The sequence below is a fragment of the Streptomyces sp. NPDC088554 genome (assembly GCF_044752945.1).
GTDB lineage: Bacteria > Actinomycetota > Actinomycetes > Streptomycetales > Streptomycetaceae > Streptomyces.
This window is the reverse complement of record NZ_JBIVMF010000009.1, coordinates 167,956-193,621: the sequence shown is the minus strand read 5'-3', so window position 1 is coordinate 193,621 and position 25,666 is coordinate 167,956. Positions and strand designations below refer to the sequence as shown.

Below are 25,666 nucleotides of genomic sequence, written 5' to 3'. Positions count from 1 at the left end.
CCACGGCCCCGGCGCGGCGTCCGGGGCCCCGACCGGCCGCCTCCGGGGCGCTCCTGACGCCTCCTCCGGGTCCGCGCGTTAGCGTGACGGCGTGCCCTACTTCGACGCGGCCTCCTCGGTCCCGCTGCATCCCGTCGCCCGTCAGGCCCTCCAGGCGTCCCTGGACGAGGGCTGGGCCGATCCCGCCCGGCTCTACCGGGAGGGGAGGCGGGCCGCGCTGCTGCTGGACGCGGCCCGGGAGGCCGCCGCGGAGGCCGTCGGCTGCCGTCCCGACGAGCTGGTTTTCACTCCTTCGGGGACATACGCGGTGCATTCCGGAATGTCCGGCGCGCTTTCCGGCCGTCGGCGTGTCGGACTCCACTCGGCCGTCTCGGCGGTGGAGCACTCCTCGGTCCTGCACGCGGCGACCGCGTACGCCTCCGCGACCGGCGGCGCGGTGAGCGAGGTGCCGGTGGACCGCCGGGGGGCGGTGGATCCCGACGGGTACGCCGAGGCGCTGCGCGCGGACACCGCGCTGGCCTGTCTCCAGTCCGCCAACCACGAGGTCGGTACGGAGCAGCCGGTGTCCGCGGTCGCCGAGGTCTGCCGCAGCCGAGGCGTCCCGCTGCTGGTGGACGCGGCCCAGTCGCTGGGCTGGGGTCCGGTGGAGGGCGCCTGGTCGCTGCTGACCGCGAGCGCGCACAAGTGGGGCGGCCCGGCGGGCGTCGGGCTGCTGGCCGTACGGAAGGGGGTCAGGTTCGCCCCGCAAGGTCCGGCCGACGAGCGGGAGTCGGGCCGTACCCCCGGTTTCGAGAACATCCCGGCGATCGTGGCCGCCGCCGCCTCGCTGCGCGCGGTCCGCGCGGAGGCCGCCGGGGAGGCGGTCCGGCTGCGCGCGCTGGTGGACCGGATCCGGTCACGGGTGCCGGAGCTGGTGCCCGATGTGGAGGTGGTGGGCGATCCGGAGCGCCGGCTCCCCCATCTGGTGACCTTCTCGTGTCTCTATGTCGACGGGGAGGCGCTGCTGCACGAGCTGGACCGGGCGGACTTCTCGGTGAACTCCGGTTCGTCCTGTACGAGCAGCACCCTGACCCCGAGCCATGTGCTGCGCGCGATGGGCGTGCTGTCGGAGGGGAACGTCCGGATCTCGCTCCCCCACGGCACCCCGGAGGCGGAGGTGGAGCGCTTCCTGGAGCTGCTGCCCGGCGTGGTGGCGGAGGTACGGCGACGGCTCGGCGCCCCGGGGGAGCGCGCCGCCGCCTCCCTGGCCGGGCCGGGGCCCTCGCTCGTGGTGGACGCGCTGGGCAGACGGTGTCCGATCCCGGTGATCGAGCTGGCGAAGGTCTTCGGCGAGGTGCCGGTGGGCGGGACCGTGACCGTCCTCTCGGACGACGCGGCGGCGCGGCTGGACATCCCCGCGTGGTGCGAGATGCGGGGGCAGGAGTACGTGGGCGAGAAGCCGGCGGACCACGGGGTGGGCGTGGCCTACCTGGTCCGCCGGCTGTCGTAGCGGCTGTGCGGTGCCCGTCGGCTACTCGGGCAGGTGGGCCCTGACCTCGGCCGCCGCGTCGTGCCCGTACTTCTTGGTGAAGCGCTCCATGAAGCGGGTGCGGCCCAGGGTGTACTCCTGGGTGCCGACCGTCTCGATCACCAGGGTCGCGAGCATGCAGCCGATCTGGGCGGCGCGCTCCAGACCGACGCCCCAGGAGAGCCCGGAGAGGAATCCGGCGCGGAAGGCGTCGCCGACGCCGGTCGGGTCCGCCTTGGCCTCCTCCTGCGGGCAGTCGACGACGATCGGCTCGTCGCCCTCGCGGTCGATACGGACGCCGTTCTTGCCCAGGGTGGTGACGCGGTAGCCGACCCGGGAGAGGATCTCGGCGTCGGTCCAGCCGGTCTTGGACTCGATGAGCCCCTTCTCGTACTCGTTGGAGAAGAGGTAGGTGGCGCCGTCGAGCAGCGTCCGGATCTCCTCGCCCTCCATGCGCGCGATCTGCTGCGAGAAGTCCGCGGCGAACGGGATGTTCCGGGCGCGGCACTCCTCGGTGTGGCGGAGCATGCCCTCGGGGTCGTCCGCGCCGATCAGCACCAGGTCGAGGCCGCCCACGCGGTCGGCGACCTTGCTCAGCTCGATCTGCCGGGCCTCGCTCATCGCGCCCGCGTAGAAGGAGCCGATCTGGTTGTGGTCCGCGTCCGTCGTACAGACGAACCGGGCCGTGTGCAGGATCTCGGCGATGTGTACGGAGGAGGTGTCGACGCCGTGGCGGTCGAGCCAGGCGCGGTACTCGTCGAAATCCTGGCCGGCGGCGCCGACCAGGATGGGCCGGGTGCCCAGCTGGCCCATCCCGAAACAAATGTTGGCGCCGACGCCTCCCCGGCGCACTTCCAGGTTGTCGACCAGGAAGGAAAGGGAGACCGTGTGCAGCTGATCGGCGACCAACTGGTCGGCGAAACGGCCGGGAAAGGTCATCAGATGGTCGGTGGCGATGGATCCGGTGACTGCGATTCGCACGGCGGGAACACTCCTGATGCGGAGAATGGTTGACGGTTCACGCTACCGGGTCCGTACTACCGGGTGAGATCACTTGTCCGATACTCGTCGCGCGTCCGGGACGGGGGAACCACCGGCTCCCCACCCCCGTCCAACGAATGTCCCCCGTCCGGGGGCATGAGGAGTACGACAGGGCCACCCTGAGTGGCACATCGGTTACGCTCCGCGTTACCGGGTCCAGGAACGACACGCAGCCGAAGGAGTGCAGCGGTGACCAGCACGGAGCGGCCCCAGGAGAACCCCGCCGACAGCGTCGGCCACGCCGGCGTCCCCCGCCGCAGGAGGCGTCCGAGGTTCGCCGTCGCCACGGTGGCGGCGGCGGTGCTGATCGCGGGCGGCGGCGGCGCGTACTTCGCCACGAACGCCTTCGGCGGCAGTGGTACGGACGGGGGCGGGCCGGGCGGCGAAGGCCCGCCGCCGCTCGCCCTCGACACCGGCCTCACCACGGAGGCGGGCCCCGCCACCTCCGCGGACGCCTCCGCCCCGCCCGCCATCGCCCCCGGCGAGCCCGACCCGAGCGGGGTCACCTACCGGGCCAAGGGCAAGCTGCCCGACGGCCCGGACACGGCCGGGGTCTACCGTACGAACGGATCGGTGGCCGCCGACGAGGTGGCGCGGCTGGCGAAGGCGCTCGGGCTGACGGGCCCGCCCGCGTCGGACGGCGCGGCCTGGCGGATCGGCCCGGACAGGGACGGCTCGGGGCCGGTCCTGCGGGTCGCCAAGCAGGCGCCGGGGACCTGGACGTTCTCGCAGTTCGGACCGGTCGGCGGCGACAACTGTGTGAAGGGCAGGAAGAGCTGCCCGGCGGGCGGCCCCGGCTCCGGTTCGTCCCTGACCGGTTCCCCTTTGACCGGTGACGACTCCGGTTCCGGTTCGGCCGTCAGCGAGACGGCGGCGAAGGAGGCGGCGGCCCCGGTGCTCAAGGCGCTGGGCCAGGACGACGCGGACCTCGACGCCCGCCAGCTGATGGGCTCGACCCGGGTGGTCAACGCGGACCCGGTGGTCGGCGGGCTGCCCACCTACGGCTGGTCGACCGGGATCCAGGTGGGTACGGACGGCAAGGTGATCGGCGGCAGCGGTCAGCTGAAGGAACCCGAGCGCGGCGACTCCTACCCGGTGATCGGCGCGGACGAGGCGCTGAAGCAGCTGAACAGGGCGGCGGACGCCACCGGTTCGGGTTCCGGCGTCGGCGGCTGCGCGACGGCGGTCCCCGCCGCCCCTCTCGCCCCCGCTCTCCCCGCCGTCTCGGCCGTCCCGCTGGGCAAGGAGCGGCAGTTGTTCATGCCGTGCGGTGCGCAGAAGGTGGCGCCCGGGAAGTCGGCCGCCACGGTGGAGATCGACAGGGCGGTCTTCGGGCTGGCGATGCGCTCGGTGGGCGGACAGGGGGCGCTCGTACCGTCGTGGCTGTTCGAGGTGGCCCCGGAGGGGGATGGCGCGCCGTACACGGTGACCCAGCCCGCGGTGGCGGCCAAGTACCTGAAGCCGGCCCCGGCGGCCTCGGAGCCTGCCGAGTCGCCGCGCGAGGGGCAGCCGGGCGACAGTCCGGCGGAGCCCGGGAAGGCGGCCGGGAGCGGCATCACGTCGTACACCGTGGCGGGCCGGACGCTGACGCTCCACTTCATGGGCGGGGTGTGCAGCGTCTACACACCGCAGGCGGACGAGGGCGATGCGGCGGTCAAGGTGAAGCTGGCCGTGTCGCACCCCGAGCCGGGCCGGATCTGCATCGCGATGGCGAAGGAGCAGTCCGCGCAGGTGACGCTGGACCGGCCGCTGGGCACACGGCAGGTCGTGGACGCGCAGACGGGCGAGCGGATCGCGCGCGACTGAGCGGCGCCTCCGCGGAACGGCTCCGCAGAACGTGGAAGGCGGCGGTCCCCCGAGGGGGGCCGCCGCCTTCCACGTTGGTGCCGGTCGCCCGGGACCGCCTAGCTGAAGGAGTCACCGCAGGCGCAGGAGCCCGACGCGTTCGGGTTGTCGATCGTGAAGCCCTGCTTCTCGATCGTGTCGACGAAGTCGATGGAGGCGCCGCCCAGATACGGGGCGCTCATCCGGTCGGTGACGACCTTGACGCCGCCGAAGTCCTTGACGACGTCCCCGTCGAGCGAGCGCTCGTCGAAGAACAGCTGGTAACGCAGGCCGGAGCAGCCACCGGGCTGAACAGCGACGCGCAGCGCGAGGTCGTCCCGGCCTTCCTGGTCCAGCAGGGCCTTGACCTTGCCCGCGGCGGCGTCGGACAGGAGGATGCCGTCGCTCACGGTGGTGGTCTCGTCCGATACGGACATCTGCTTCTCTCCCGGGGTTGTACGGACTGCTTGCGGAGTCTGCTTGCGGAGTTACGGAGTACGTGGCCTGGTGCGGCTGACGCGTCTGGACGCGGAACACCTGCCGACAGAGGCAACCGGCTCGGCCGCGGATTCATTCCGGGGCGCCGACACGTGCTCCTTCCGCTTGTTTCCCCTCCTTCATGCTCGCACACCGCCCGTTCCTTCGGAATGCGTCACATCGACGCTATCGCCATCGTCAAAGTGACGCGAAGCGTCTATGATAGATAGCGTCATTTAGACGAAAAGGCTCGTCCTTCGTCCGCCGAGAAGAAAAGGTGCGCGCCGTGACCACCACCCAGACCGTGGACCTCGATGTCCAGCCGACCCCCCTCGCCCTGCTGCTCCTCGGTCGTGGGGCCGATCCGCGCAGCGAGCGCGGCGTGGAGTGCCCCGGCGACCTGCCGTCCCCCTCGGATCCGGATCTGGTGGAGCGTGCGCGCGCCGCGAAGGAGAAGCTCGGGGACAAGGTCTTCGTCCTCGGCCACCACTACCAGCGCGACGAGGTCATCCAGTTCGCGGATGTGACCGGCGACTCCTTCAAGCTGGCCAAGGACGCGGCGGCGCGACCCGCGGCGGAGTACATCGTCTTCTGCGGTGTGCACTTCATGGCGGAGTCCGCGGACATCCTCACCACCGACGACCAGAAGGTCGTCCTCCCCGACCTGGCGGCGGGCTGTTCCATGGCCGACATGGCCACCGCCGAGCAGGTCGCGGAGTGCTGGGACGTGCTGACCGAGGCCGGTACAGCCAAGCGGGTCGTGCCCGTCTCGTATATGAACTCCTCCGCCGACATCAAGGCCTTCACCGGCAAGCACGGCGGCACGATCTGCACCTCCTCGAACGCCGAGCGCGCCCTGACCTGGGCCTTCGAGCAGGGCGAGCAGGTGCTCTTCCTCCCCGACCAGCACCTCGGGCGGAACACCGCGGTCCGGGATCTGGGGATGTCGCTCGACGACTGCGTCCTCTACAACCCGCACAAACCGAACGGCGGCCTCACCCGGGACGAGCTGCGCGACGCCAAGATGATCCTCTGGCGCGGCCACTGCTCGGTCCACGGGCGCTTCTCGCTGGACTCCGTACGCGACGTACGGGAGCGGATCCCGGGCGTCAACGTCCTGGTGCACCCCGAGTGCAAGAACGAGGTCGTGGCGGCGGCGGACCACGTCGGCTCGACGGAGTACATCATCAAGGCCCTGGAGGCGGCCCCGGCCGGCTCGAAGTGGGCGATCGGTACGGAGCTGAACCTCGTCCAGCGCCTGGCGAACCGTTTCGCCCCCGAGGGCAAGGAGATCGTCTTCCTCGACAGGACGGTCTGCTTCTGCTCCACGATGAACCGCATCGACCTGCCGCACCTGGTGTGGACGCTGGAGTCGCTGGCCGAGGGCAACGAGGTCAACGTCATCCGGGTCGACAAGGAGACGGCGGACTACGCACAACTGGCCCTGGAACGGATGCTGGCGCTTCCGTAACCGGCCCGGACCGCGATAATTCGATTTCCGTTCGGCCCCGAAAGGGGCGGCAGACCTGAAAAACCGCCGCCCCCTTCGGATGGCCGGGCCCGCACAAGGCGACAGCACCCGCACCGAGGCAACACCGACCAAAGGGAATCCCCCGTCGGAAAGTCGCCCCGCCTTGTGAATTACGGTGGATCACTGCACTTTTCGATTATCGAGCGACCGGAGTCGGCAGGCCCGCCCTGAGCCGATCCCGCCGTCGGCCACCACCCCGACGCCGGGCCACGAACCGCCCGCACCCCTCTCGTACAGCGACTTTGCGGTTCCGTTCTACATGAACCACGGACGCCTCAATACAGCGCCTTTCGGACAGCCATACGTTCCGCAGCGCTCACCCCGAGGTGCGCGAGCGGCAATATTGGACGAATGGCACACGCACCGAAAGGGCAACAGCATACGCAGTATGCCAACCCGCCACGCAATGCCGCCCGGAGAATCTTCCACCGAACTCGGCCGGAAATTTTCGAACTCCTGTGCGTCGCGCCCGAAATTCACCCGCCCCCTATCGCGCACGGCATGGCGCGCCCGCCTCAGCACCCCAGCGCTCTCGCCAAAGGAGTGCCCGTGCGTCCCGCGTGGCGTATGCGTTGGCGTATCTCGCGCATGGTGCGGGGGCGGCAGCCGGGGCCGCCGCGGCAGGTTTTGTGGAAGCCCACGCCCGCGTTCAGCAGGATCGAGAGGGCGCGCCAGGCGGCGTCCCGGCGACGGGGCGGGGCGAAGGCCGATCCCGCGTGGATCAGGTCGCCCGCGCAGCGCGGGCAGACTCGGGGACGGCCCTTGTCGTACCACTGTTTGTACGAGGCCCTGCAGGGCAGGCAGACCCATGCGGTCTTCCCATGCGGCATGCCGGACAGTCTGGACAGGACCGCGTGACCGATGCAAAGGAGTTTCCGCGGAGCCCATGATGCCCGGGAGGGGGCTATGGAGAGGGATACGGATCCTTTGGACGCCCCGCGGCCGGTACCTCAGCAGCTGCGTAGATATGTACGCTTTGACGCTGAAGTGACATCACACATATTTATGTCCCCGAACGCCGGATACCTGGACTCCCCGTCGCGCGACAGGCAATCGACGGAACGGTAACGAGCAGATGAACGACGCCGCAGACCCAGGTCAGCAATTGATTCCCCCTGGGGGAAGGGTGCCAAAACAACTCCTCGTCGACGAATCTCAGTGATCAGACGCCGGGCCCACGCTGCCGGCGTCTACGCAACAGGGGAACGTTCACGAAGCCGCTCAAGCGCACTCAGGCGCATGGGTCCGCCGACGATCGCGTCCTCTGGATCAGTTCACTTGATTCGGCCCGATGGCGCCGAAGACACATGAGGAGAACAAGAGTGGCGATCAACAGTGAGGCGCGCCGCAGCGGGAGTTCCGTGTCCGCACGGAAGAGCCCGATCAATCGCAAGTGGATCGGATTGGCGACGCTGGCACTGACCCCGCTGGTAGTCCTCGCGTCGCCCGGCGTGGCCTCCGCGGCCAGCAACGTGTGCCTGCAGAACCCGGAGAACTCTCCGCACGACATGGCCGGCAACTGGTCGACCGACGACAAGACTACAGCTGTGGGCACACAGCAGGCCGGCAACACCTGGCAGGACTGGGTGTGGCGGGGTGACACGTTCAAGTGCCCCACGAACGTGCCCAGCTGCTCCTACGCCTGGCAGAAGTCGCAGACGACGGGCTGGCAGTGGTCGGCCGGTCTGAGCATCAAGGTCCCGAACTTCTTCGGCTCGGATCTCGGCAGCCTCACCCCCTCTTACGGGCGCAACGGCTCCACCACCACCTCGTTCACCTTCACGGTCAACCTGAAGCCGGGCCAGTCCGCCCAGCCCATCCAGGTCGTGGAACGTCGCTGGACGCAGGGCGTCTACAAGGGCATCTACAAGGCCAACGGCAAGACCTGCCTGGTCAGCCCCTCGAACCCGAACGGCAAGGCGTTCCGGTACGACTGGTACCCCAATGAGCAGTGGGGCAGCTGGACCACCAACCTGCGCGTCAACGACTGGGGAACGTACAACGTCCAGGGCTGACCCCGTCCGGCCATGACCCCCGTCCGGTCATGACCATGCGCCGAAAGGCACCCCGCCGGCCCGCGGGGTGCCTTTCGGCTCGCACCCGCTTCCCGAATTCACCGACCAACAGGACCTGATCCCATGATGGTGCGCCGTTCCCTCCGTGCTGCCGCCGCCGGTTCGATCGCGGTGATCGTCCTCGGTCTGCTGACCGCCTGCGACTCCACAGCCCCCGCCGCGCAGCCGACCGCCGAGGCCACCACCGCCCCTGCCGCCGCTCCCAGCCCCAGCCCCAGCCCTTCGGTGAAGACGCTGCCGCCGTCCGAGCTGTGCACCGTCCTGACCACGGGCGTCGCCGAGCAGCTCATCGCCGACGCCCGGCCCGTGGCGCGGGTCAGCCCCGACAAGGGTGAAGCCCCGGACGTCTGCAATTACACCGCCCCCGACGGAACGGCGACGCTGGCCCTCACCCCGGCCACCCGCGCCTACGACGCCGAACTGGCCGCCGCCCACAGCCTGAGCGCGGACCCCGCCTCGGCCGGGATGCGCGACGTGCGGGTCGACCCGGTGAGCGGTCTGGGCACGCAGGGCTTCCGGGAGACCGCGTATCAGATCCAGGCGGGGCAGCACCTCACCTTCGTCGTGTGGAACACGGGAACCCGGTCCTGGGTACTGACCTTCGCGACCACGGCGGACACCCCGGCGACGCCGTCCGCGGCCTCGGACGACAAGGTGGTCCGGATGGCCCAGTCCCTCACCGCGAAGCTGCCTGCCGGTCGGTGACAACCCGCCGGGCCACCCCGAACGCCCCGGTGCGGACCGTGGATCCGGTCCGCACCGGGGCGTTCTGTGGTGCGGTGGTTACGCGTTGACCGGCTCCTGGTCCGGCTCGGTGGCCGGGGCCGGCTCCGGGGCCCCGGTGGCCTCGCGCTCGGCGGCCTTCTTGGCGGCGCGGCGTTCCTTGCGGAGTTCGACCATCGCGTACAGCGTCGGGACCAGGAGCAGCGTCAGCACCGTCGAGGTCGTCAGACCGCCGATCACGACGACGGCGAGCGGCTGGCCGATGAAGCCGCCGTGGCCGGTGACACCCAGCGCCATCGGGATCAGGGCGAAGATGGTCGCCAGGGCGGTCATCAGGATCGGGCGGAGCCGGTGCCTGCCGCCCTCGACGACCGCTTCGACGATGCCGTAGCCCTGGGCGCGGTACTGGTTGATCAGGTCGATCAGCACGATCGCGTTGGTGACCACGATGCCGATCAGCATCAGCATGCCGATCATCGCGGGGACCCCCATCGGCGTACCGGTGATCAGCAGCAGCCCGACCGCGCCGGTCGCCGCGAACGGCACCGAGACGAGCAGGATCAGCGGCTGGATCAGCGAGCGGAACGTCGCGACGAGGAGCATGAAGACGATCGCGATGGCGGCCAGCATGGCCAGGCCGAGCTGGGCGAACGCGTCGTTCTGGTCCTCGGAGACACCGCCGATGGTGGCGGTCGCGCCGTCCGGGAGCTTGAGCGCGTCGATCCTCGTCTGCAACGCGGTGGTGACCGCGCCCGTGTTGTCGCTGGTCGGCCGGGCGGTGATGGTGGCCGCGCGGGAGCCGTCGATGCGGGTCATGGAGACCGGACCCGGTTCGAGCTTCACGTCCGCGATCTGCCCGAGCCTCACCGCGCCCAGCGGCAGGTTCTTCAGCTCGGCGATCGTGGTGGCGGGCTCGGCGGAGGTGACGACGACATCGCGCTCGGTGTCGCCGAGCATCGCCGTGCCGGAGGTCGTGCCGCGTACCGCCTGGGCGACGGCGAGGCCGAGCGTCGTGTCGTTGAATCCGGCGTCGGCGGCCCTGGCGTCGGCCTTGACGGAGATACGCGGGACGGACTGCGACAGGTCGCTCTGTACGTCCGTGACGTCGTCCAGCTTCCTGACGGCGTCCTGGACCTGGTCGGCGGCCTTGCGGAGGGTGCCCGCGTCGGCGGACTTGACCACGACGCTCAGGTCCTGGCTGCCGAAGCCGTCGCCCGCCGCGACCGTCGTCCGGCCGATGCCGTCGAGCTTGGCCAGCTCGCTCTCGATGTGCTTCTGCGCCGTGGCGTACTTCCCGGAGTCCTCCAGGGTGACCTGGTACGACGCCTGATTGGCGCCCGTGCCGCCGCCGAAGGCCGCCATGAAGCCGGAGGAGCCGATGGTGACCTGGTAGTCCTTGACGCCGTCGGTGGCGGAGAGGACCTTCTCGACCTTCTTCGCCGCGGCGTCGGCCGTCTCCAGGCTGGTGCCCGGCTCCAGCTTCTGCTTGATGGACAGGACGTCCTGCGTGCCCTGGTCGAAGAAGTTGGTCTTGAGGAACGGCACCATCCCGAAGGTGGCGAGCAGGACGACGGCCGCGAGGGCCAGGCTCATGAGACGGCGCCGGGTCGCGAACCGGAGCACCGGGACGTACAGCTGCTGGAGCCTGCTGCTGGTCTCCTTCTCCTCCGCCAGCCGGCGCGCCTCCCCGGCGTCGACCCCGGCGGTCTCCTTCGGCGCCCGCAGGAACCAGTACGAGAGGACCGGGACGACCGTCAGCGAGACGAGCAGGGAGGCGAGCAGCGCGGCGGTGACGGTCAGCGAGAACGAGCTGAACAGCTGGCCGACCATGCCGCCCACGAGACCGATCGGCAGGAACACCGCGACGGTGGTGAGGGTGGAGGCGGTGATCGCGCCCGCGACCTCCTTGACCCCGGTCAGGATGGCGCTCTCGCGCTCCTCGCCGTAGCCGAGGTGGCGTTTGATGTTCTCCAGGACGACGATCGAGTCGTCGACGACGCGGCCGATCGCGATGGTCAGCGCGCCGAGGGTGAGCATGTTGAGCGACAGGTCACGCGTCCACAGCACGATCAGCGCCAGGACGATGGAGAGCGGGATGGAGACCGCCGTGACGATCGTGGAGCGGATCGAGGCCAGGAAGACCAGGATCACGACGACCGCGAAGAGCAGGCCGAGCGCTCCCTCGGTGGTGAGTCCGGAGATCGACTGGGAGACGGCGGGGCCCTGGTCGCTGATGACGGTGAGGGTGGCGCCCGCGCCGAGGTCCTTGCGGAGGCCGGGGAGCCTGTCCTTGACCGCGTCGGAGATGGAGACGGCGCTGCCGTCCTGGTCCATGGTGACCGAGACGGCGAGGCTGGGCCTGCCATCGGTCCGGGTCAGGGAGGTCGCGGCGGACTGCTTCTGCTCGACGGTGGCGATGTCACCGAGCCGTACGGGCTCGGGCGCCGCGTCCGGTCCGGCCGCCCCGGCCTGGGGTGGGATCCGCAGGTCCTCGATCTGCTGCAGCGAGGTGTAGCCGCCGCCGACCTGGACCGTACGGCTCTTGCCGTCCTCGGAGAACGAACCGGCGGGCATGGTGGCGCCGCCCGCCCTGATCGCCTCGGAGAGCGTCATGGCGTTGAGACCCGCCGCCGCGAGCTTCCGGTCGTCCGGGGTGACGGTGACCTGGAGGTCGCGTACGCCGTCGACGGTGACCTGGCCGACGCCCGTGATGTTCTGGAGCGCGGGGACGACCGTACGGTCGAGCTGATCGGCCAGCGCCTGCTGGTCCTTGTCGGAGGTGACGGCGAGGACGACGGTCGGGATGTCGTCCGTCGAGCCGGCCACGACCTGCGGGTCGACCCCGGTGGGAAGCTGGGCGCGGGCGCGGTTCACGGCCTGCTGGACATCGGCGACGAGCTGCTTGGTGCCCTCGTCCCCGAAGTCGAAACTCGCCATGATGACGGCGCTGCCCTCGGCTGCCGTGGAGGTGACGCCCTTGATTCCGTCGACGGCCTTGAGGGAGTTCTCCAGCGGTTCGACGACCTGCTTCTCGACCACATCGGGGGAGGCGCCCTGGTAAGGGGCGATCACCGACACCATCGGGAGTTCGATGGAGGGCAGCAGCTGCTGCTTGAGCTGCGGTATCGCTATCGCCCCGAAGACGATCGCGATGATCGACATCAGCCCTGTGAGGGCCCGTTGCGCGAGGCTGAATCTGGACAGCCAGGACATGGGGTTGTCTCTCTTCTGTGGTGTACGCGGCAGGCTTCTGGGTGTACGCGGCAGGTGGGCGCGGCGCCCCGGTCTCCGGGCGTCCGTCCACGGGCGGTCCTCGCTGACCGGCCTGTCGACAGCGGGAGGCTCGCCCCTGGTGCGGTCGGGGATCCGCCCCCTTCATCGGGGGCGCCCCTCTCACCGGGGGTTTCGGCCCCCTCTATACGATCGCCCCCGCGCGGGCCGGATCCGTAAGCCCTGAGTCCCTTTTCTTTATCCGCCGCATACCGCAGCTGGAGTAGTCGAGGGGGTGTTCTCACTCCACCCTTGGACGGACCAGACCCGATTCGTACGCGGTGACCACGAGTTGGGCGCGGTCCCGGACGCCGAGTTTGGCCATGGCCCGGTTCACATGGGTCTTGACCGTCAGCGGGCTGACCGCGAGGCGCTCCCCGATCTCGTCGTTGGAGTGGCCGCCCGCGACCAGGACGAGGACCTCGCGCTCGCGCACGGTGAGCGCCGCCAGCCGCTCGGCGTGGACGGGACGGGCCGCGCGGGCGGCGCGGTCGTCCTGGGCGAGGAAGGTGGCGATCAGCCCCTTGGTGGCGGCGGGCGAGAGCAACGCGTCGCCCGCGGCGGCGATCCGGATGGCGTCCAGCAGCTCTTCGGGCTCGGCGCCCTTGCCGAGGAAGCCGGAGGCCCCGGCGCGCAGCGACTGGAGTACGTACTCGTCGACCTCGAAGGTGGTCAGCATGACGACATGGACCCCGGCGAGCGCCGGGTCCGCGCTGATCGTACGGGTGGCGGTCAGCCCGTCCGTACCGGGCATCCTGATGTCCATCAGGACGACATCGGGGCGGGTCGAGCGGGCCAGCGCGACGGCCTCGGCGCCGTCGGCGGCCTCGCCGACGACCTCCATGTCGGGCTCGGAGTCCACCAGCACCCGGAACGCGCTGCGCAGCAGTGCCTGGTCGTCGGCGAGCAGCACCCTGATCGTCATCGGTTCTCCGTCCCCCCTGAGTCCCCCGGCCCTGATTCCCCCGGCAGGTCCCGTACCGGCAGTATCGCCTGGGTGCGGAAGCCGCCGCCATAGCGGGGGGCCGCGGTGAGGGTGCCGCCCAGGGCGGTGACGCGCTCGCGCATGCCGATCAGCCCGTGGCCGCCGCTGTCGGGCGCGGCCGTGCCGTCCGCGGTGGAGCCGCCGTCGTCCAGCACCGTGATCTCGACGGTGGATCCGATACGTACGACGCTGACCTCGGCCTTCGCCGCCGGGCCCGCGTGCTTGCGGACATTGGTCAGGGCCTCCTGGATGATCCGGTACGCGGCGAGGTCGACGGCGGCGGGGAGGGCGGTGCGGTGGGCCTCGCCGTTCCTCACGAACTCCACGGGCAGCCCGGCGTTGCGGAAGGTGTCGAGCAGGGCGTCGAGGTGGGCGAGGCCGGGGGCCGGTTCGGTGGGGGCCGCCGGGTCGCCGGACTGGCGGAGCAGCCCGACGGTGGCGCGCAGTTCGCCGAGCGCGGAGCGGCTGGCCGCCCGTACCTGCGCGAGCGCCTCCTTCGCCTGGTCGGGGCGTCTGTCCATGACGTGGGAGGCGACGCCCGCCTGGACATTGACCAGGGCGATGTGGTGCGCGACGACATCGTGCAGATCGCGGGCGATGCGCAGGCGTTCCTCGGCGACGCGCCGGCGCGCCTCCTCCTCGCGGGTGCGCTCGGCGCGTTCCGCGCGCTCCCGTATCGCGCCGATGAAGGCGCGGCGGCTGCGGACGGCGTCACCGGCGGCGCTCGCCATGCCCGTCCAGGCGAAGACCCCCAGGTTCTCCTGGGCGTACCAGGGCCCGGGGCCGAAGCCCAGGGCGACCGCGCTGAGCACGGCCATGGTGGCGAAGCCGACCCGCCAGGTGGTGGGGCGGTCCGTGCGCGAGGCGACGGTGTAGAGCGCGACGACGGTGGTCATGAGGACGGGGGCGGCCGGGTGGCCGGCGAAGAGCTGGCCCAGGGTGAGCCCGCCGGTGCACAGCAGGACGCTCCGGGGGGCGCGGCGCCGGAAGACCAGCGCGGTGGCGGCGGCCACCATGAACACGACGGTGAGGACGCTGGGGGTGCGGGTGCCGAAGGTGGGGCCGTTCGGGCCGCCGTGGCCGGTCAACGACGTGAAGACCATGGCGGCGAGCAGGGCGGCGGCCAGGACACCGTCCGCCGCGAGCCAGTGCGCGTGCGCCCACCGCCGCGCACGGGTGAACGCGGTGTCCGGGGCGGTCATGTGGGTGCGCCTCCCAGGGCCTTCGGATCAGGGCCCGTGGAGCCGCGCCCCCGTTCCCGCGCCCGGTGGGGCGGCGGGACGGGGGCGCGCGGTGGCCGGGGTGCGGGGGGCACCGGATGTCGGGACGTACGGACGACCGGGGTGGTCGTCAGGATCCCGGGATCAGGCCGTCGTCGCTGTCGTCCAGCAGCTCGCGGACCTCTTCCAGGGTCGCGCCGGGGGCCGGGAGGATCAGCTCGGACGGCTCCAGGGTGTCGTCGGCGAGCGGCTCGCCCAGCTCGCGGACCTTGGCCAGCAGCGCGTGGAAGGTACGGCGGAAGCCGTCCCCGTCACCGCTCCTGACCTCGGTCAGCAACTCGTCGTCGAGCTTGTTCAGCTCGTCGAAGTGGCTGTCGGCCAGCTTCAGCTGGCCCTCCCCCATGATCCGTACGATCATGACGAGCCCCTACTGTTTGTCGAACTTGTTGGTGGTGGGTGTGTCCTGCGGGGTCGCGCCGGCCGCGCCGCCTTCGATCGCCTGCTTCGACGAACCGCCCGCCAGCTCCGCCTTCATCCGCTGGAGCTCCAGCTCGACGTCCGTACCGCCGGAGATCCGGTCCAGCTCGGCGGCGATGTCGTCCTTCGCCATCCCGGACTGGTCGTCCAGGGCGCCGGAGGCCAGCAGCTCGTCGATGGCGCCCGCACGGGCCTGGAGCTGCGCGGTCTTGTCCTCCGCGCGCTGGATCGCCAGGCCGACGTCGCCCATCTCCTCGGAGATGCCCGAGAACGCCTCCCCGATCCGGGTCTGCGCCTGGGCGGCGGTGTAGGTGGCCTTGATGGTCTCCTTCTTCGTACGGAAGGCGTCCACCTTGGCCTGGAGGCGCTGCGCGGCGAGCGTGAGCTTCTCCTCCTCGCCCTGGAGCGTCTGATGCTGCGTCTCCAGGTCGGTGACCTGCTGCTGGAGCGAGGCGCGCCGCGACAGCGCCTCGCGGGCCAGGTCCTCGCGGCCGAGCGCCAGCGCCTTGCGGCCCTGGTCCTCCAGCTTGGACGACTGGCCCTGCAACTGGTTCAGCTGCAGCTCCAGACGCTTGCGGGAGGTCGCCACATCGGCGACCCCGCGGCGTACCTTCTGGAGCAGTTCGAGCTGCTTCTGATACGAGTAATCAAGGGTCTCGCGCGGATCCTCGGCCCGGTCAAGGGCCTTGTTGGCTTTCGCGCGGAAGATCATCCCCATACGCTTCATGACACCGCTCATGGGCTTCGCGCGCCCCCTTCTGACGGACACCGGCTTACAGCACTCCAACAGAACCCACAGTACGGGCCCTGCCTCCATTACCGCACTGTTCCGGCGCGGATGCGCTCCTCCCCAAGGACGACTGCTCCGCTCCCGGATCGGGCGCAAGGAGTAGACGGTCGTCGCGGAGCCGCGTCATATACCAGACGCAGGGCGTTGCGGGATCGTTCCCCATGGGGGTGGGGTCCCACCACGGCAACCCGTACCCTTGGGTTTTGTGTTCCGAAGCCGCTCCAAGGAAGAGAAGGCCGCCGCCACCCAGGTGACGCCGGACCTCTCCACGCCCCGCGACCCGCAGGCCCCCAAGGGCCGCCCGACCCCGAAGCGCAGTGAGGCCGAGTCGCAGCGACGCCGCGCCTCCACGACGCCGACCGACCGCAAGACGGCCATGAAGCGCCAGCGCGAGGCGCGCCGCGTGGATCTGGCCAGGCAGCGCGAGGCGCTCGCCAATGGTGACGAGCGCTATCTGCCCGTCCGTGACAAGGGCCCGGTGCGCCGGTTCGTCCGCGATTTCGTGGACTCCCGGTTCGCCATCGCCGAGTTCTTCCTGCCGCTCGCGGTGGTGATCCTGGTGCTCAGCATGGTCAGGGTCGGCGCGTTGCAGAACATCGCGCTGTTGCTGTGGCTCGGTGTGATCGTGCTGATCATCGTCGACTCGATCGGTCTCTCGTTCCGCCTGAGGAAGCAGCTCAACGAGCGCTTTCCGGACACCCCCAAGCGGGGTGCCGTGGCCTACGGTCTGATGCGCACGCTCCAGATGCGCCGTCTGCGGCTGCCCAAGCCGCAGGTCAAGCGCGGAGAGCGGCCCTGAGCGCTGAGATCCCCGGCTTCGCGGGAGCCTCGGCGAGCTGGCTCGCCGGGCTCGGCGGGCTCCGCAATGTCGTACGCCAGGAGATGGTGGCGCGCCAGATCGACGAGCAGATCACCGCCCGCTTCCCGGTCGGGCAGCGGCTGCGGGTGCTCGACGTCGGCATGGGACAGGGCACCCAGGCGCTGCGGCTGGCCCGCGCCGGGCACACCGTGACCGGCCTGGAGTCCGACGCCGGGATGCTGGCCACGGCCCGCGAGACCTTCGCGACCGAGCCCGCGGGCATACAGGAGCGCGTCACCCTGGTCGAGGGCGACGGGCTGGAGACCGGGGTGCACTTCCTCCCCGGCAGCTTCGACGTCGTCCTGTGCCACGGCGTGCTGATGTACGTCAACGAGCCGGACGCTCTGCTCGCGGGGCTGGCCAGGATGCTGGCGCCGGGCGGTCTGCTGTCCCTGCTCGTGCGCAACGGTGACACGCTGGCCATGCGGCCGGGGCTGGCCGGGGACTGGGCGGGGGCCCTGGACGCCTTCGAGGCGGACACGTACACCAACCGGCTGGGGCTGCGGGCCCGCGCCGACCGGCTGGAGGAGCTGACCGCGACGCTGGCGGGGATCGCCGCGCCGCTGCGTGCCTGGTACGGCGTGCGGGTCTTCACCGACGGCGCCGCCGATGACGCGCTGCCGCCCGGCGACGGGGAGCTGGACCGGCTGCTGGCCGCCGAGGACCGGGCGGGGCGCACCGAGCCGTACCGCAGGGTGGCGGCGCTGCTGCATCTGTGCGGGGTCCGTGGCTGAGTCGGCGGTCGCCGGGACAGGCGCGGGGCGCGGTTCCGCGTCCGTACGGGAGTGAGCCGGGACGTGAGCACCGCAGCCGACGGTACGACGATCGACGGGAGCGCCGGGACCGCCGCGCCGACCGCCCGGGAGACCTGGCAGGCGCTGTACCGGCACGTCCGGCCGCACCGGCGGATCGTCGCCCTCGGCGCGCTGCTGTCGCTGCTCGGCGCCGTCGGCGGGCTGGCTCAGCCGCTCGCCGCCAAGGAACTGGTCGACCGGCTCGGCGGGAACGGTTCGATCACCGGGATCCTGCTGCTGCTCACCGGTCTGGTGGTGCTCGGTACGGCCATCGAGGCGGCCGGTTCGTATCTGCTGGAGCGGACCGCCGAGTCCGTCGTGCTGGCCGCCCGCCGCACCCTGATCGGCCGGCTGCTGCGGCTGCGGCTCCCCGAGGTGGAGCGGACCCAGCCGGGCGATCTGATGTCCCGGATCACCTCGGACACCACCCTGCTGCGCGCGGTCACGACCCAGTCGATCGTGTCGGCGGGCACCGGCAGCCTGGCGTTCCTGGCGACGATCGTGCTGATGGGGCTGATGGACGCGGTGCTGCTGGGGGTGACCCTCGTGGTGATCGTGGTGATCGGCGGCGCGGTCGCGCTGGTGATGCCGAGGATCGCCGAGGCGACCAAGCGCTCGCAGGAGTCGGTGGGGCGGATGTCCGCCGTGCTGGAGCGGGTCTTCGGCGCGTTCCGTACGGTCAAGGCGTCCGGCGCCGAGGAGCGGGAGACCGCCGTGGTCGAGGCGGCGGCCCGGGAGGCGTGGCGGAGCGGGGTCAAGGCGGCGAAGTGGCGGACGATCGCCGGGTCGTCGGTGGGGCTGGCCGTGCAGGTGTCGTTCCTGGCGGTGCTGGGGGTCGGCGGGGCGCGGGTGGCCTCGGGCGCCATCTCCGTATCGACGCTCGTCGCGTTCCTGCTGTTCCTGTTCTATCTGATCGACCCGGTGTCGAAGCTGGTGGACGCCGTCTCGCAGTACCAGGTGGGGTCGGCGGCGGTCGCACGGCTCGTGGAGGCGGAGCGGCTGGAGACGGAGACGCTGGAGCCCGTGGCGCCGGTCTTCGGCGGGGAGCGGGCGCCCGCCTCCGTCGCCTTCGAGGACGTCACCTTCCGCTACCGCGACGATCTTCCGTACGTCCATCACGGCGTCACCTTCGAGGTGCCGGGACCGGGGATGACGGCCTTCGTCGGCCCCTCGGGCGCGGGCAAGACCACTGTCTTCGGGCTGGTGGAGCGGTTCTACGAGGCGAGCGGCGGCCGGATCCTGGTCGACGGGCGGGATGTCCGCGACTGGCCGCTCGCCGAGCTGCGCGCCACGATCGGCTATGTCGAGCAGGATTCTCCCGTGCTGGCCGGGACGCTCCGTGAGAACCTGCTCTTCGCCGCGCCGGACGCCTCCGAGGAGGCGATACGCGAGGTTCTCGTACGGGCGAGGCTGGACCAGTTGGTGGAGCGGCTCCCGGACGGTCTGGAGACGCTCGTCGGCCATCGCGGCTCCAAGCTGTCGGGCGGCGAGCGGCAGCGGGTGGCCATCGCGCGGGCGCTGCTGCGCGGGCCCCGGCTGCTGCTCCTGGACGAGGCGACCTCCCAGCTGGACGCGGTCAACGAGCTGGCGCTGCGGGACGTGGTGGCGGAGGTCTCCCGGGAGGTGACGGTGCTGGTGGTGGCGCACCGGCTGTCGACGGTGACGCTCGCGGACCGGATCGTGGTGATGGACGCGGGCCGGGTACGGGCGGTGGGCACCCACGACGAGCTGGTGGCGGCCGATCCGCTGTACGGGGAGCTGGCGGCGACCCAGTTCCTGGCGGCGTCGGACGCCCCGGTGCCCGTGCCCCGTACCCCCTGATCGGCGGCGTACCGCAGGCACCCCCCGGAGGACGAACGGGATAATCCGGGCATGAACGCTTCCTCTCGCCGCCGCGCCCGGCACCGGATCCCCCTCGCCCTGACCGCCTCGGCCTGCGCGGTCGCGCTCGCGGGCTGCTCCGGCTCGGGTACGGCCCCGGGCGCCCCGGACGCCGACGTCATGACGCGGGCGGCGGTGGAGCGGCGCAGCGGCGACGAGCTCCAGAGCCACTACGAGGCCGTGATCAAGGACGTACTGCCGTCCGTCGTCCAGATCGAGTCCGGGAACAGTCTGGGCTCGGGCATCGCCTACGACGACCGGGGCCATATCGTCACCAACGCCCATGTGGTCGACGGGCGGCGGTCGTTCTCGGTCACCGTGGCCAACAGCGAGCAGCCGCTGAACGCGCGGCTGGTCTCCAGCTTCCCTGAGCAGGATCTCGCCGTGATCAAGCTCGACCAGCTGCCGCCGGGGCTGAAGGCCGCGAAGTTCGGCGACAGTTCGAAGGTCGCGGTCGGCCAGATCGTCCTGGCCATGGGGTCGCCGCTGGGGCTCTCCGGCAGCGTCACCCAGGGCATCGTCTCGGCCGTGGGCCGGACCGTCAGCGAGGGCTCGACGGACGGCGGCACCGGGGCGACCATCCCCAACATGGTCCAGACCTCCGCCGCGATCAACCCGGGCAACAGCGGGGGCGCCCTGGTCAACCTCGACAGCGAGGTGATCGGCATCCCCACCCTCGCCGCCACCGACCAGCAGCTGGGCGGCGGCGCCGCGCCCGGCATCGGCTTCGCGATCCCCGCGTCGATGGTGAAGACCGTCGCCGACCAGATCATCCGGTACGGCAAGGTCACCGACTCCGGCCGGGCCGCCCTCGGCATCACCGGCCGCACCGTCCTCGACGCCGGGTTCCGCCCCGCCGGGGTCGCGGTCGTCGCCACCACCAAGGGCGGCGCGGCGGCCGCCGCGGGCATCCGGGCGGAGGACATCATCACCCGCGTCGACGACACCCCGGTGACGACGATCGCCTCCCTCTCCGAGGCGCTGGCCTCGGACAAGCCCGGCCAGAAGGTGAAGGTCACCTACACGCGCGGCGGTACGGCGAAGACGGTGGAGGTCACGCTGGGCGAGATGTAGGCACGTACTACGAGATGCGGGCCCGTACTACGGACGCGGACCGCGGGCGTGGGAAAGCGCCCGCACCCCGGTGTTCCGGGGGCGCGGGCGCCTCGTCGTTCCGGCCGGTCAGGACTCGTCGGCCCGCAGGCTCATCGGGCCGTAGATCCGGCTGCCGTCCTCGAAGAGGACGACCTGGTCGGCGCCGCCGGTCAGGAGGGCCTTCCATTCCTCGCCGACCCAGGACTCCGCGTCGCCCTGTGTGGTGAACTCCTCCGGCTCCACCGCCGGTTCGACCTCCGTACCGTCGGCCTTCTCGAACCGCCACGTCCACGCCATGTGCGCCTCCCGGATACCACGGAACCGATCGATTTCCTGCCCGCAGCGTAGCCGGGCGCGCACCCTGAGCGGTGACGCGGGAGGATCATCCTCGTGGAACTGACTCTGCTCGGCACCGGAGCCCCCGCCGGACTCCCCCGCCCCCACTGCCCCTGCGCCGCCTGCGCGACCGCCCGCGGGGAGTGGGCCCGTGCCGCCACCGCGCTGCTGGTGGACGGCGTACTGCTGCTGGATCTGACGCCCGGGGCCGCGTTCGCCGCCGCCCGCGCCGGCCGTTCGCCGGGCGGGGTGCGGCAGGTCCTGCTCACCCATCCGCACGACGGGCCCGCCGTGGAACTGCCCGCCGGGCTGCCCGCGGCGGGGCGCGTCGCGGACGGCCGGGTGCTGACGCTGCTCGGCGGGCACCGGGTGCGGGCCGTGCCGATGGACGCGCCGGGCACGGGGTACGAGGTCACCGCGTCCGGTGGCGAACGGCTGCTGTACCTGCCGCCGGGCGGCGCGCCCGCCGGGGTGTCCGCGGTCGCCGACGCCCCGTACGACATGGTCGTCGCGGATATCACCGGCCGGCCCGACGCGGTGGCGCGGCTGCGGGCGACCGGGGCGATCGGGCCCGCGACCGAGCTGATCGCCGTCCATCTCGACCACGACGTCCCGCCCGGCGACGAACTCGACCGCAGGCTCGCGGCGGCGGGTGCGCGGGCCGTCCCGGACGGGACGACCCTGACGGTGGGCGCGTACCACCCCGTACCGGAAGTGCCCCGGCGCACGCTGGTGACGGGCGGGGCGCGGTCCGGCAAGTCCTGGGAGGCCGAGCGGCGGCTGACCTCGTTCCCCGGGGTGGTGTACGTGGCGACGGGCGGCGGCCGTGAGGGCGACGCGGAGTGGGCCGCCCGGGTCCGGCTGCACCGCGACCGGCGCCCGGCCTCCTGGCGCACCGTGGAGACCTGCGAGCTGGTGCCGCTGCTCGGCCGGGACGGGCCCCCGCTGCTGATCGACTGCCTGTCGCTGTGGCTGACGGACGCGATGGACCGGGTGGCCGCGTGGGACGACGACGCCTGGTACCGCGACGGCGCGAAGGCCCTGCGCGAGCGGACCGGGGAGCTGGTGCGCGCCGTACGGGAGACCCGGCGCACGGTCGTCGCCGTGACCAACGAGGTGGGCGGCGGAGTGGTCCCCGCGACGGCGTCCGGACGCCGCTTCCGGGACGAACTGGGGCGGCTGAACGCGGCGGTGGCGGCCGAGTGCGAGCAGGTGCTGCTGGTGGTCGCGGGGCAGCCGGTGCGGCTTCGGTGAGCGGGCGCCGGGGCGGTACTGTCGCCGGATGAGTTCGCTTAATCTCGACGACTTCTCCGATCTGATCGAGCGCCCCGACAGCGGGGTCCGGCGCGAAGCCGAGGAACGCCGGGAGCGGCTGACCGTGCCGCCGGGGGCGCTCGGGCGGCTGGACGAGCTGGCCGAGTGGCTGGCCGCCGCCCAGGGCTCCGTACCGGTGAAGGCCGTCCGGCAGCCGCGCGTGGTGCTCTTCGCCGGGGATCACGGGGTGGCCCGGCTCGGCGTGTCGGGGCGCCCGGCGGGCGGCGCGCATCTGCTGGTGCGGGCGGTCCTGGAGGGCGGGAGCCCGATCGCGGTCCTGGCCCGGCGGGCCCAGGTGCCGGTGCGGATCGTGGACGCCGGGCTGGACTGCGACCCGGCGCTGCTGCCCGACGAGGTGGTACGCCACCGGGTGCGCCGGGGCAGCGGGCGGATCGACATCGAGGACGCGCTGACGCCGGTGGAGGCCGAGATGGCCGTACGCCTCGGCATGGCCATCGCGGACGAGGAGGCGGACTCGGGGACGGACCTCGTCGTCCTCGGCGATCTGAGCGTCGGCGGGACGACCAGCGCGGCCACCCTGATCGCCGCGCTGTGCGGCACGGACGCCTCGGTGGTCACCGGGCGCGGCGGGGCGGGCATCGACGACCTGGCGTGGATGCGCAAGTGCGCGGCGGTCCGGGACGCGCTGCGCCGGGCGCGGCCGGTCCTCGGCGACCAGCTGGAGCTGCTGGCGACGGTGGGCGGCGCGGATCTGGCCGCGACGACCGGGTTCCTGCTCCAGAGCGCGGTACGGCGGATGCCGGTGATCCTGGACGGGGTGGTCTCGGCGGCCTGCGCGCTGGTCGGGCAGCGGGCCGCGTTCCGCGCCCCCGACTGGTGGCTGGCCGGGCAGCTGAGCGGGGAGCCCGCGCAGGCGAAGGCACTGGACCGAATGGCACTGAACCCATTGCTCGATCAGGGCGTCTCTGTAGGCGAGGGATCCGGGGCGCTGCTCGCGCTCCCGCTCGTACAGGCCGCCGCCGCACTCGCCGCGGAGCTTCCCGAGCGGCCCGGACCCGACACCGCCGAGGAGTCCGCGGAGCCCACCGGGGCCGGGGCTCAGGACGCGGTGACCATCACCGAGTAGGACCGACCGGCACATGAGGGGGGAGAAGGAGCGGAGCTGGGTGCGTGTGGCCGCACGGCGGAGGACCGAGGCATGGCGGAGCCATGGTGAGGGACGACAACGCCGCAGCCGCGCGCATCCAACCCCGTGACGCCGCTCCCCCTGTGCCGGTCGGTCCAAGGCATCGGATGCGGCCGACCCCGGGGCAGTCGCATCACCCAGTACGGAGCGTGATGCCCCATATCATCACGTTTCATGGGAGAAGTTCAGTTGTCTGCCGATCGATCGAGCCGGAACACCCCGCCCGCCACGGGCCCCGCCCGGGGCAGGGTCCGTTCACAGCGCGCCGCCGCGTTCGCCATCTGGTACCTGCGCGCCATCACCTTCATCAACTTCCTGAGCGCCGTCTGGGTCTCCTTCGGCCAGGATCTGCGGCGACACAACACCGCTAACTTCTTCACCCCGTACCTGCTCACCGCGGGTTTCGCCTCCGGGGTCTTCACCCTCTTCCTCGCGATCACCATGCGCCGACGCAAACGTGCGGCCTGGATCCTCAACATGGTGCTCTCGTCGCTCTTCCTGCTGCTGTTCGTCTTCGCGATGACCTTCTCCGAGGAGAGGGCGTACACCCAGAACTGGGTCTCGCTCTTCCTGACGGCCGCGTTCGTGCTCTCGCTGCTGCTGGGGCGGCGCGAGTTCTACGCCAAGGGCGACCGCTCCAACCCGAAGCTGGCGGTGGCCGTCGCGCTCGTCGGCGGGCTGACCGCCTCGCTGCTGGCCGCGCTGCTGGTCACCGTCACCAACACCGGCCACGGCGGTACGTTCACCGACCGCTGGCGGTACGGCACCTCGCGGCTGGTCTCGCTGACCGACACCGACGCCTTCCCCGGGATCTCCACCCCCGGCTGGGTCAATGTGTCGATCAACGTCCTGTCGACGCTGCTGCTCCTCGCCGTGGTGTACGCGGCCTTCCGCTCGCGCCGGATCGTCGACCCGCTGACGGAGGACGACGAGACGCGGCTGCGGGTGCTGCTGGACAAGTACGGCGACCGCGACTCGCTCGGGTACTTCGCGCTGCGCCGCGAGAAGAGCGTCATGTGGTCGCCGTCCGGGAAGTCCGCCGTCACCTACCGCGTGGTCGGCGGGGTCTCGCTCGCGTCCGGCGACCCGATCGGCGACCCGGAGGCCTGGCCCGGCGCGATCGACGCCTGGCTCGCCGAGGCCCGGGAGCACGGCTGGATCCCCGCCGTGATGGGCACGAGCGAGGAGGCGGGCACGGTCTACGCCCGGCATGGGATGAACGCGCTGGAGCTGGGCGACGAGGCGATCGTGGAGACCGCCGAATTCACCCTGGAGGGGCGCGCGATGCGGACCGTGCGCCAGGCGTACAACCGGGTCGCGCGCGCCGGGTACCGGGTCACGGTCCGGCGCCACGAGGACATCCCCGCCGAGGAGATGGCCGAGCTGCTGCGCCGGGCCGACGACTGGCGCGACGGCGCGACCGAACGCGGCTTCTCGATGGCCCTGGGCCGGCTCGGCGACCCGGACGACGGCCGCTGCGTGATGCTCGAATGCCATGACGGCGACGGCGTCCTGAGGGCGGTGCTGAGCTTCGTGCCGTGGGGTCCCGAAGGGCTGTCGCTCGATCTGATGCGCCGTGACCGGGACAGCGAGAACGGGCTGATGGAGTTCATGGTCATCGAACTCCTCCAGCACGCCGGGGAGGTCGGGATCGTCCAGGTCTCGCTCAACTTCGCGATGTTCCGGTCGGTCTTCGAGCGCGGCGCGAAGCTGGGCGCGGGGCCGGTGCTGCGACTGTGGCGTTCGCTGCTCAGCTTCTTCTCGCGCTGGTGGCAGATCGAGTCGCTGTACCGCGCCAACGCGAAGTACCGGCCGATCTGGGAGCCGCGCTTCATGCTCTTCGAGAAGAGCGCCGACCTGCTGCGCATCGGGGTGGCGGCGGGCCGCGCGGAAGGCTTCCTGGAGGCCCCCGGGCTGCCGGGCTGGCTGCACCGGAGACGACTGGAGAGCCGCCGGTGACGGGTGGGGACGAGGGCGGACGGGCGCGCGGATCCTCGGGGGCGCGCAGGGCCGTGGGGGCGCGCGGGGCCGTGGGGGCGCGCGGGGCCGTGGGGGCGCGCGGGGCCGTGGGGGCGCGCGGGGCTTCCGTACGCCGGTCCATACGCCGTTCCGTACGCCGGTTCGCGCGCCGGGAGTGGGGGGAGCTGTGTCCGACGGTACGGCGGGGGCTGGCGGCGCGCGGGTGGACGGCGGCGCCCCTGACCCTGGCCGCCGTGGCCCTGACCGCGCTGCTCCACCTCGTACAGAACCAGAGCTGGGGGTACGGCCCGGTGACGGCCATCGGCGCGGTGCGGGCCGAGGATCCGCTCTGGGCGGCCCT

At 71.7% G+C, this 25,666-nt stretch carries 21 protein-coding genes; 12 read left to right on the top strand and 9 right to left on the bottom strand.

Going from position 1 to position 25,666, the window contains the following annotated elements:
* The first annotated feature begins 91 nt into the window (after window positions 1-91).
* Entirely contained in the window at window positions 92-1,489 is a 1,398-nt protein-coding gene (locus tag ACIP8W_RS13600) for a cysteine desulfurase/sulfurtransferase TusA family protein (RefSeq protein WP_401954178.1), read from the top strand.
* 21 nt (window positions 1,490-1,510) lie between these two features.
* On the opposite strand, the gene ACIP8W_RS13595 is transcribed toward ACIP8W_RS13600, so the two are convergent.
* Window positions 1,511-2,488, bottom strand: a complete 978-nt coding sequence (locus ACIP8W_RS13595; RefSeq protein WP_401954181.1) for a carbohydrate kinase family protein — start codon at window positions 2,486-2,488, stop codon at window positions 1,511-1,513.
* Window positions 2,489-2,737: 249 nt separating this feature from the next.
* On the opposite strand from ACIP8W_RS13595, the gene ACIP8W_RS13590 reads away from it, so the two are divergent.
* The gene (locus tag ACIP8W_RS13590; RefSeq protein ID WP_402203014.1) at window positions 2,738-4,354 is read left to right on the top strand and encodes a hypothetical protein; all 1,617 of its coding nucleotides are present in this window, start codon (window positions 2,738-2,740) and stop codon (window positions 4,352-4,354) included.
* A gap of 98 nt (window positions 4,355-4,452) precedes the next feature.
* Here ACIP8W_RS13590 and ACIP8W_RS13585 read toward each other — a convergent pair whose 3' ends face one another.
* A complete protein-coding gene (locus tag ACIP8W_RS13585) occupies window positions 4,453-4,809 on the bottom strand; it encodes an iron-sulfur cluster assembly accessory protein (RefSeq protein ID WP_023542295.1) in 357 nt (118 codons plus the stop codon).
* Window positions 4,810-5,135: 326 nt separating this feature from the next.
* Between ACIP8W_RS13585 and nadA the strand changes: the two genes are divergently transcribed.
* Window positions 5,136-6,320, top strand: coding sequence for a quinolinate synthase NadA (nadA, locus tag ACIP8W_RS13580; RefSeq protein ID WP_402149821.1), 1,185 nt, complete (start codon window positions 5,136-5,138; stop codon window positions 6,318-6,320).
* A 575-nt stretch (window positions 6,321-6,895) separates the two neighbouring features.
* Here nadA and ACIP8W_RS13575 read toward each other — a convergent pair.
* Window positions 6,896-7,210 (bottom strand): deoxyxylulose-5-phosphate synthase, encoded by a 315-nt coding sequence (locus ACIP8W_RS13575; RefSeq protein ID WP_402203011.1) that lies wholly within the window; start codon window positions 7,208-7,210, stop codon window positions 6,896-6,898.
* A 492-nt stretch (window positions 7,211-7,702) separates the two neighbouring features.
* Between ACIP8W_RS13575 and ACIP8W_RS13570 the strand changes: the two genes are divergently transcribed.
* Window positions 7,703-8,395, top strand: a complete 693-nt coding sequence (locus ACIP8W_RS13570) for a hypothetical protein (RefSeq protein WP_401954191.1) — start codon at window positions 7,703-7,705, stop codon at window positions 8,393-8,395.
* A gap of 123 nt (window positions 8,396-8,518) precedes the next feature.
* The gene (locus tag ACIP8W_RS13565) at window positions 8,519-9,160 is read left to right on the top strand and encodes a hypothetical protein (protein WP_401954193.1); all 642 of its coding nucleotides are present in this window, start codon (window positions 8,519-8,521) and stop codon (window positions 9,158-9,160) included.
* Between the two features lie 78 nt (window positions 9,161-9,238).
* Here ACIP8W_RS13565 and ACIP8W_RS13560 read toward each other — a convergent pair whose 3' ends face one another.
* The 5 genes from ACIP8W_RS13560 to ACIP8W_RS13540 all read right to left on the bottom strand — a co-directional run bounded on the left by ACIP8W_RS13560 (window position 9,239) and on the right by ACIP8W_RS13540 (window position 15,857).
* Window positions 9,239-12,391, bottom strand: a complete 3,153-nt coding sequence (locus ACIP8W_RS13560) for an efflux RND transporter permease subunit (protein ID WP_402203009.1) — start codon at window positions 12,389-12,391, stop codon at window positions 9,239-9,241.
* Between the two features lie 298 nt (window positions 12,392-12,689).
* Complete coding sequence (locus ACIP8W_RS13555; RefSeq protein WP_401954198.1) at window positions 12,690-13,373, bottom strand: response regulator; 684 nt, start codon at window positions 13,371-13,373, stop codon at window positions 12,690-12,692.
* Complete coding sequence (locus tag ACIP8W_RS13550; RefSeq protein ID WP_401954200.1) at window positions 13,370-14,635, bottom strand: sensor histidine kinase; 1,266 nt, start codon at window positions 14,633-14,635, stop codon at window positions 13,370-13,372. Before ACIP8W_RS13550 ends, ACIP8W_RS13555 begins: the two co-directional genes overlap by 4 nt.
* 148 nt (window positions 14,636-14,783) lie before the next feature.
* Window positions 14,784-15,071: a hypothetical protein gene (locus ACIP8W_RS13545; protein ID WP_401954202.1), complete on the bottom strand. Its 288-nt coding sequence runs from the start codon at window positions 15,069-15,071 to the stop codon at window positions 14,784-14,786.
* 9 nt (window positions 15,072-15,080) lie between these two features.
* On the bottom strand, window positions 15,081-15,857 hold the full coding sequence (locus ACIP8W_RS13540; protein WP_401954205.1) for a PspA/IM30 family protein: 777 nt from the start codon (window positions 15,855-15,857) through the stop codon (window positions 15,081-15,083).
* 268 nt (window positions 15,858-16,125) lie between these two features.
* Here ACIP8W_RS13540 and ACIP8W_RS13535 point away from each other — a divergent pair, with 268 nt between their 5' ends.
* The 4 genes from ACIP8W_RS13535 (at window position 16,126) to ACIP8W_RS13520 (ending at window position 20,528) form a co-directional block, all read left to right on the top strand.
* Window positions 16,126-16,719, top strand: coding sequence for a DUF3043 domain-containing protein (locus tag ACIP8W_RS13535; protein ID WP_401954207.1), 594 nt, complete (start codon window positions 16,126-16,128; stop codon window positions 16,717-16,719).
* 83 nt (window positions 16,720-16,802) lie between these two features.
* Complete coding sequence (locus ACIP8W_RS13530) at window positions 16,803-17,513, top strand: class I SAM-dependent methyltransferase (RefSeq protein ID WP_401954210.1); 711 nt, start codon at window positions 16,803-16,805, stop codon at window positions 17,511-17,513.
* Window positions 17,514-17,576: 63 nt separating this feature from the next.
* Window positions 17,577-19,394 carry an ABC transporter ATP-binding protein gene (locus ACIP8W_RS13525; RefSeq protein ID WP_401954213.1) on the top strand — a complete coding sequence of 606 codons (1,818 nt, stop codon included), beginning with the start codon at window positions 17,577-17,579 and terminating at the stop codon, window positions 19,392-19,394.
* Between the two features lie 51 nt (window positions 19,395-19,445).
* Window positions 19,446-20,528: a S1C family serine protease gene (locus ACIP8W_RS13520; RefSeq protein WP_401954215.1), complete on the top strand. Its 1,083-nt coding sequence runs from the start codon at window positions 19,446-19,448 to the stop codon at window positions 20,526-20,528.
* A gap of 108 nt (window positions 20,529-20,636) precedes the next feature.
* Here ACIP8W_RS13520 and ACIP8W_RS13515 read toward each other — a convergent pair whose 3' ends face one another.
* Window positions 20,637-20,846: a hypothetical protein gene (locus ACIP8W_RS13515; protein ID WP_401954218.1), complete on the bottom strand. Its 210-nt coding sequence runs from the start codon at window positions 20,844-20,846 to the stop codon at window positions 20,637-20,639.
* Window positions 20,847-20,939: 93 nt separating this feature from the next.
* Here ACIP8W_RS13515 and ACIP8W_RS13510 point away from each other — a divergent pair, with 93 nt between their 5' ends.
* The 3 genes from ACIP8W_RS13510 to ACIP8W_RS13500 all read left to right on the top strand — a co-directional run bounded on the left by ACIP8W_RS13510 (window position 20,940) and on the right by ACIP8W_RS13500 (window position 25,305).
* Window positions 20,940-22,139, top strand: a complete 1,200-nt coding sequence (locus ACIP8W_RS13510; protein ID WP_402203005.1) for a bifunctional adenosylcobinamide kinase/adenosylcobinamide-phosphate guanylyltransferase — start codon at window positions 20,940-20,942, stop codon at window positions 22,137-22,139.
* Window positions 22,140-22,167: 28 nt separating this feature from the next.
* Window positions 22,168-23,286, top strand: coding sequence for a nicotinate-nucleotide--dimethylbenzimidazole phosphoribosyltransferase (gene cobT / locus ACIP8W_RS13505; RefSeq protein ID WP_401954223.1), 1,119 nt, complete (start codon window positions 22,168-22,170; stop codon window positions 23,284-23,286).
* Window positions 23,287-23,520: 234 nt separating this feature from the next.
* Entirely contained in the window at window positions 23,521-25,305 is a 1,785-nt protein-coding gene (locus ACIP8W_RS13500) for a phosphatidylglycerol lysyltransferase domain-containing protein (RefSeq protein ID WP_401954225.1), read from the top strand.
* Window positions 25,306-25,666: the final 361 nt, after the last annotated feature.

Bases quoted from the DNA above. Each gene is read 5' to 3' on its own strand.
- ACIP8W_RS13585 (WP_023542295.1), bottom strand. From the start codon at position 4,809: ATGTCCGTATCGGACGAGACCACCACCGTGAGCGACGGCATCCTCCTG.
- ACIP8W_RS13575 (WP_402203011.1), bottom strand. From the start codon at position 7,210: ATGCCGCATGGGAAGACCGCATGGGTCTGCCTGCCCTGCAGGGCCTCG.
- ACIP8W_RS13565 (WP_401954193.1), top strand. From the start codon at position 8,519: ATGATGGTGCGCCGTTCCCTCCGTGCTGCCGCCGCCGGTTCGATCGCG.
- ACIP8W_RS13560 (WP_402203009.1), bottom strand. From the start codon at position 12,391: ATGTCCTGGCTGTCCAGATTCAGCCTCGCGCAACGGGCCCTCACAGGG.
- ACIP8W_RS13555 (WP_401954198.1), bottom strand. From the start codon at position 13,373: ATGACGATCAGGGTGCTGCTCGCCGACGACCAGGCACTGCTGCGCAGC.
- ACIP8W_RS13550 (WP_401954200.1), bottom strand. From the start codon at position 14,635: ATGACCGCCCCGGACACCGCGTTCACCCGTGCGCGGCGGTGGGCGCAC.
- ACIP8W_RS13545 (WP_401954202.1), bottom strand. From the start codon at position 15,071: ATGATCGTACGGATCATGGGGGAGGGCCAGCTGAAGCTGGCCGACAGC.
- ACIP8W_RS13540 (WP_401954205.1), bottom strand. From the start codon at position 15,857: ATGAAGCGTATGGGGATGATCTTCCGCGCGAAAGCCAACAAGGCCCTT.
- ACIP8W_RS13530 (WP_401954210.1), top strand. From the start codon at position 16,803: ATGGTGGCGCGCCAGATCGACGAGCAGATCACCGCCCGCTTCCCGGTC.
- ACIP8W_RS13520 (WP_401954215.1), top strand. From the start codon at position 19,446: ATGAACGCTTCCTCTCGCCGCCGCGCCCGGCACCGGATCCCCCTCGCC.
- ACIP8W_RS13515 (WP_401954218.1), bottom strand. From the start codon at position 20,846: ATGGCGTGGACGTGGCGGTTCGAGAAGGCCGACGGTACGGAGGTCGAA.
- cobT (WP_401954223.1), top strand. From the start codon at position 22,168: ATGAGTTCGCTTAATCTCGACGACTTCTCCGATCTGATCGAGCGCCCC.
- ACIP8W_RS13500 (WP_401954225.1), top strand. From the start codon at position 23,521: ATGGGAGAAGTTCAGTTGTCTGCCGATCGATCGAGCCGGAACACCCCG.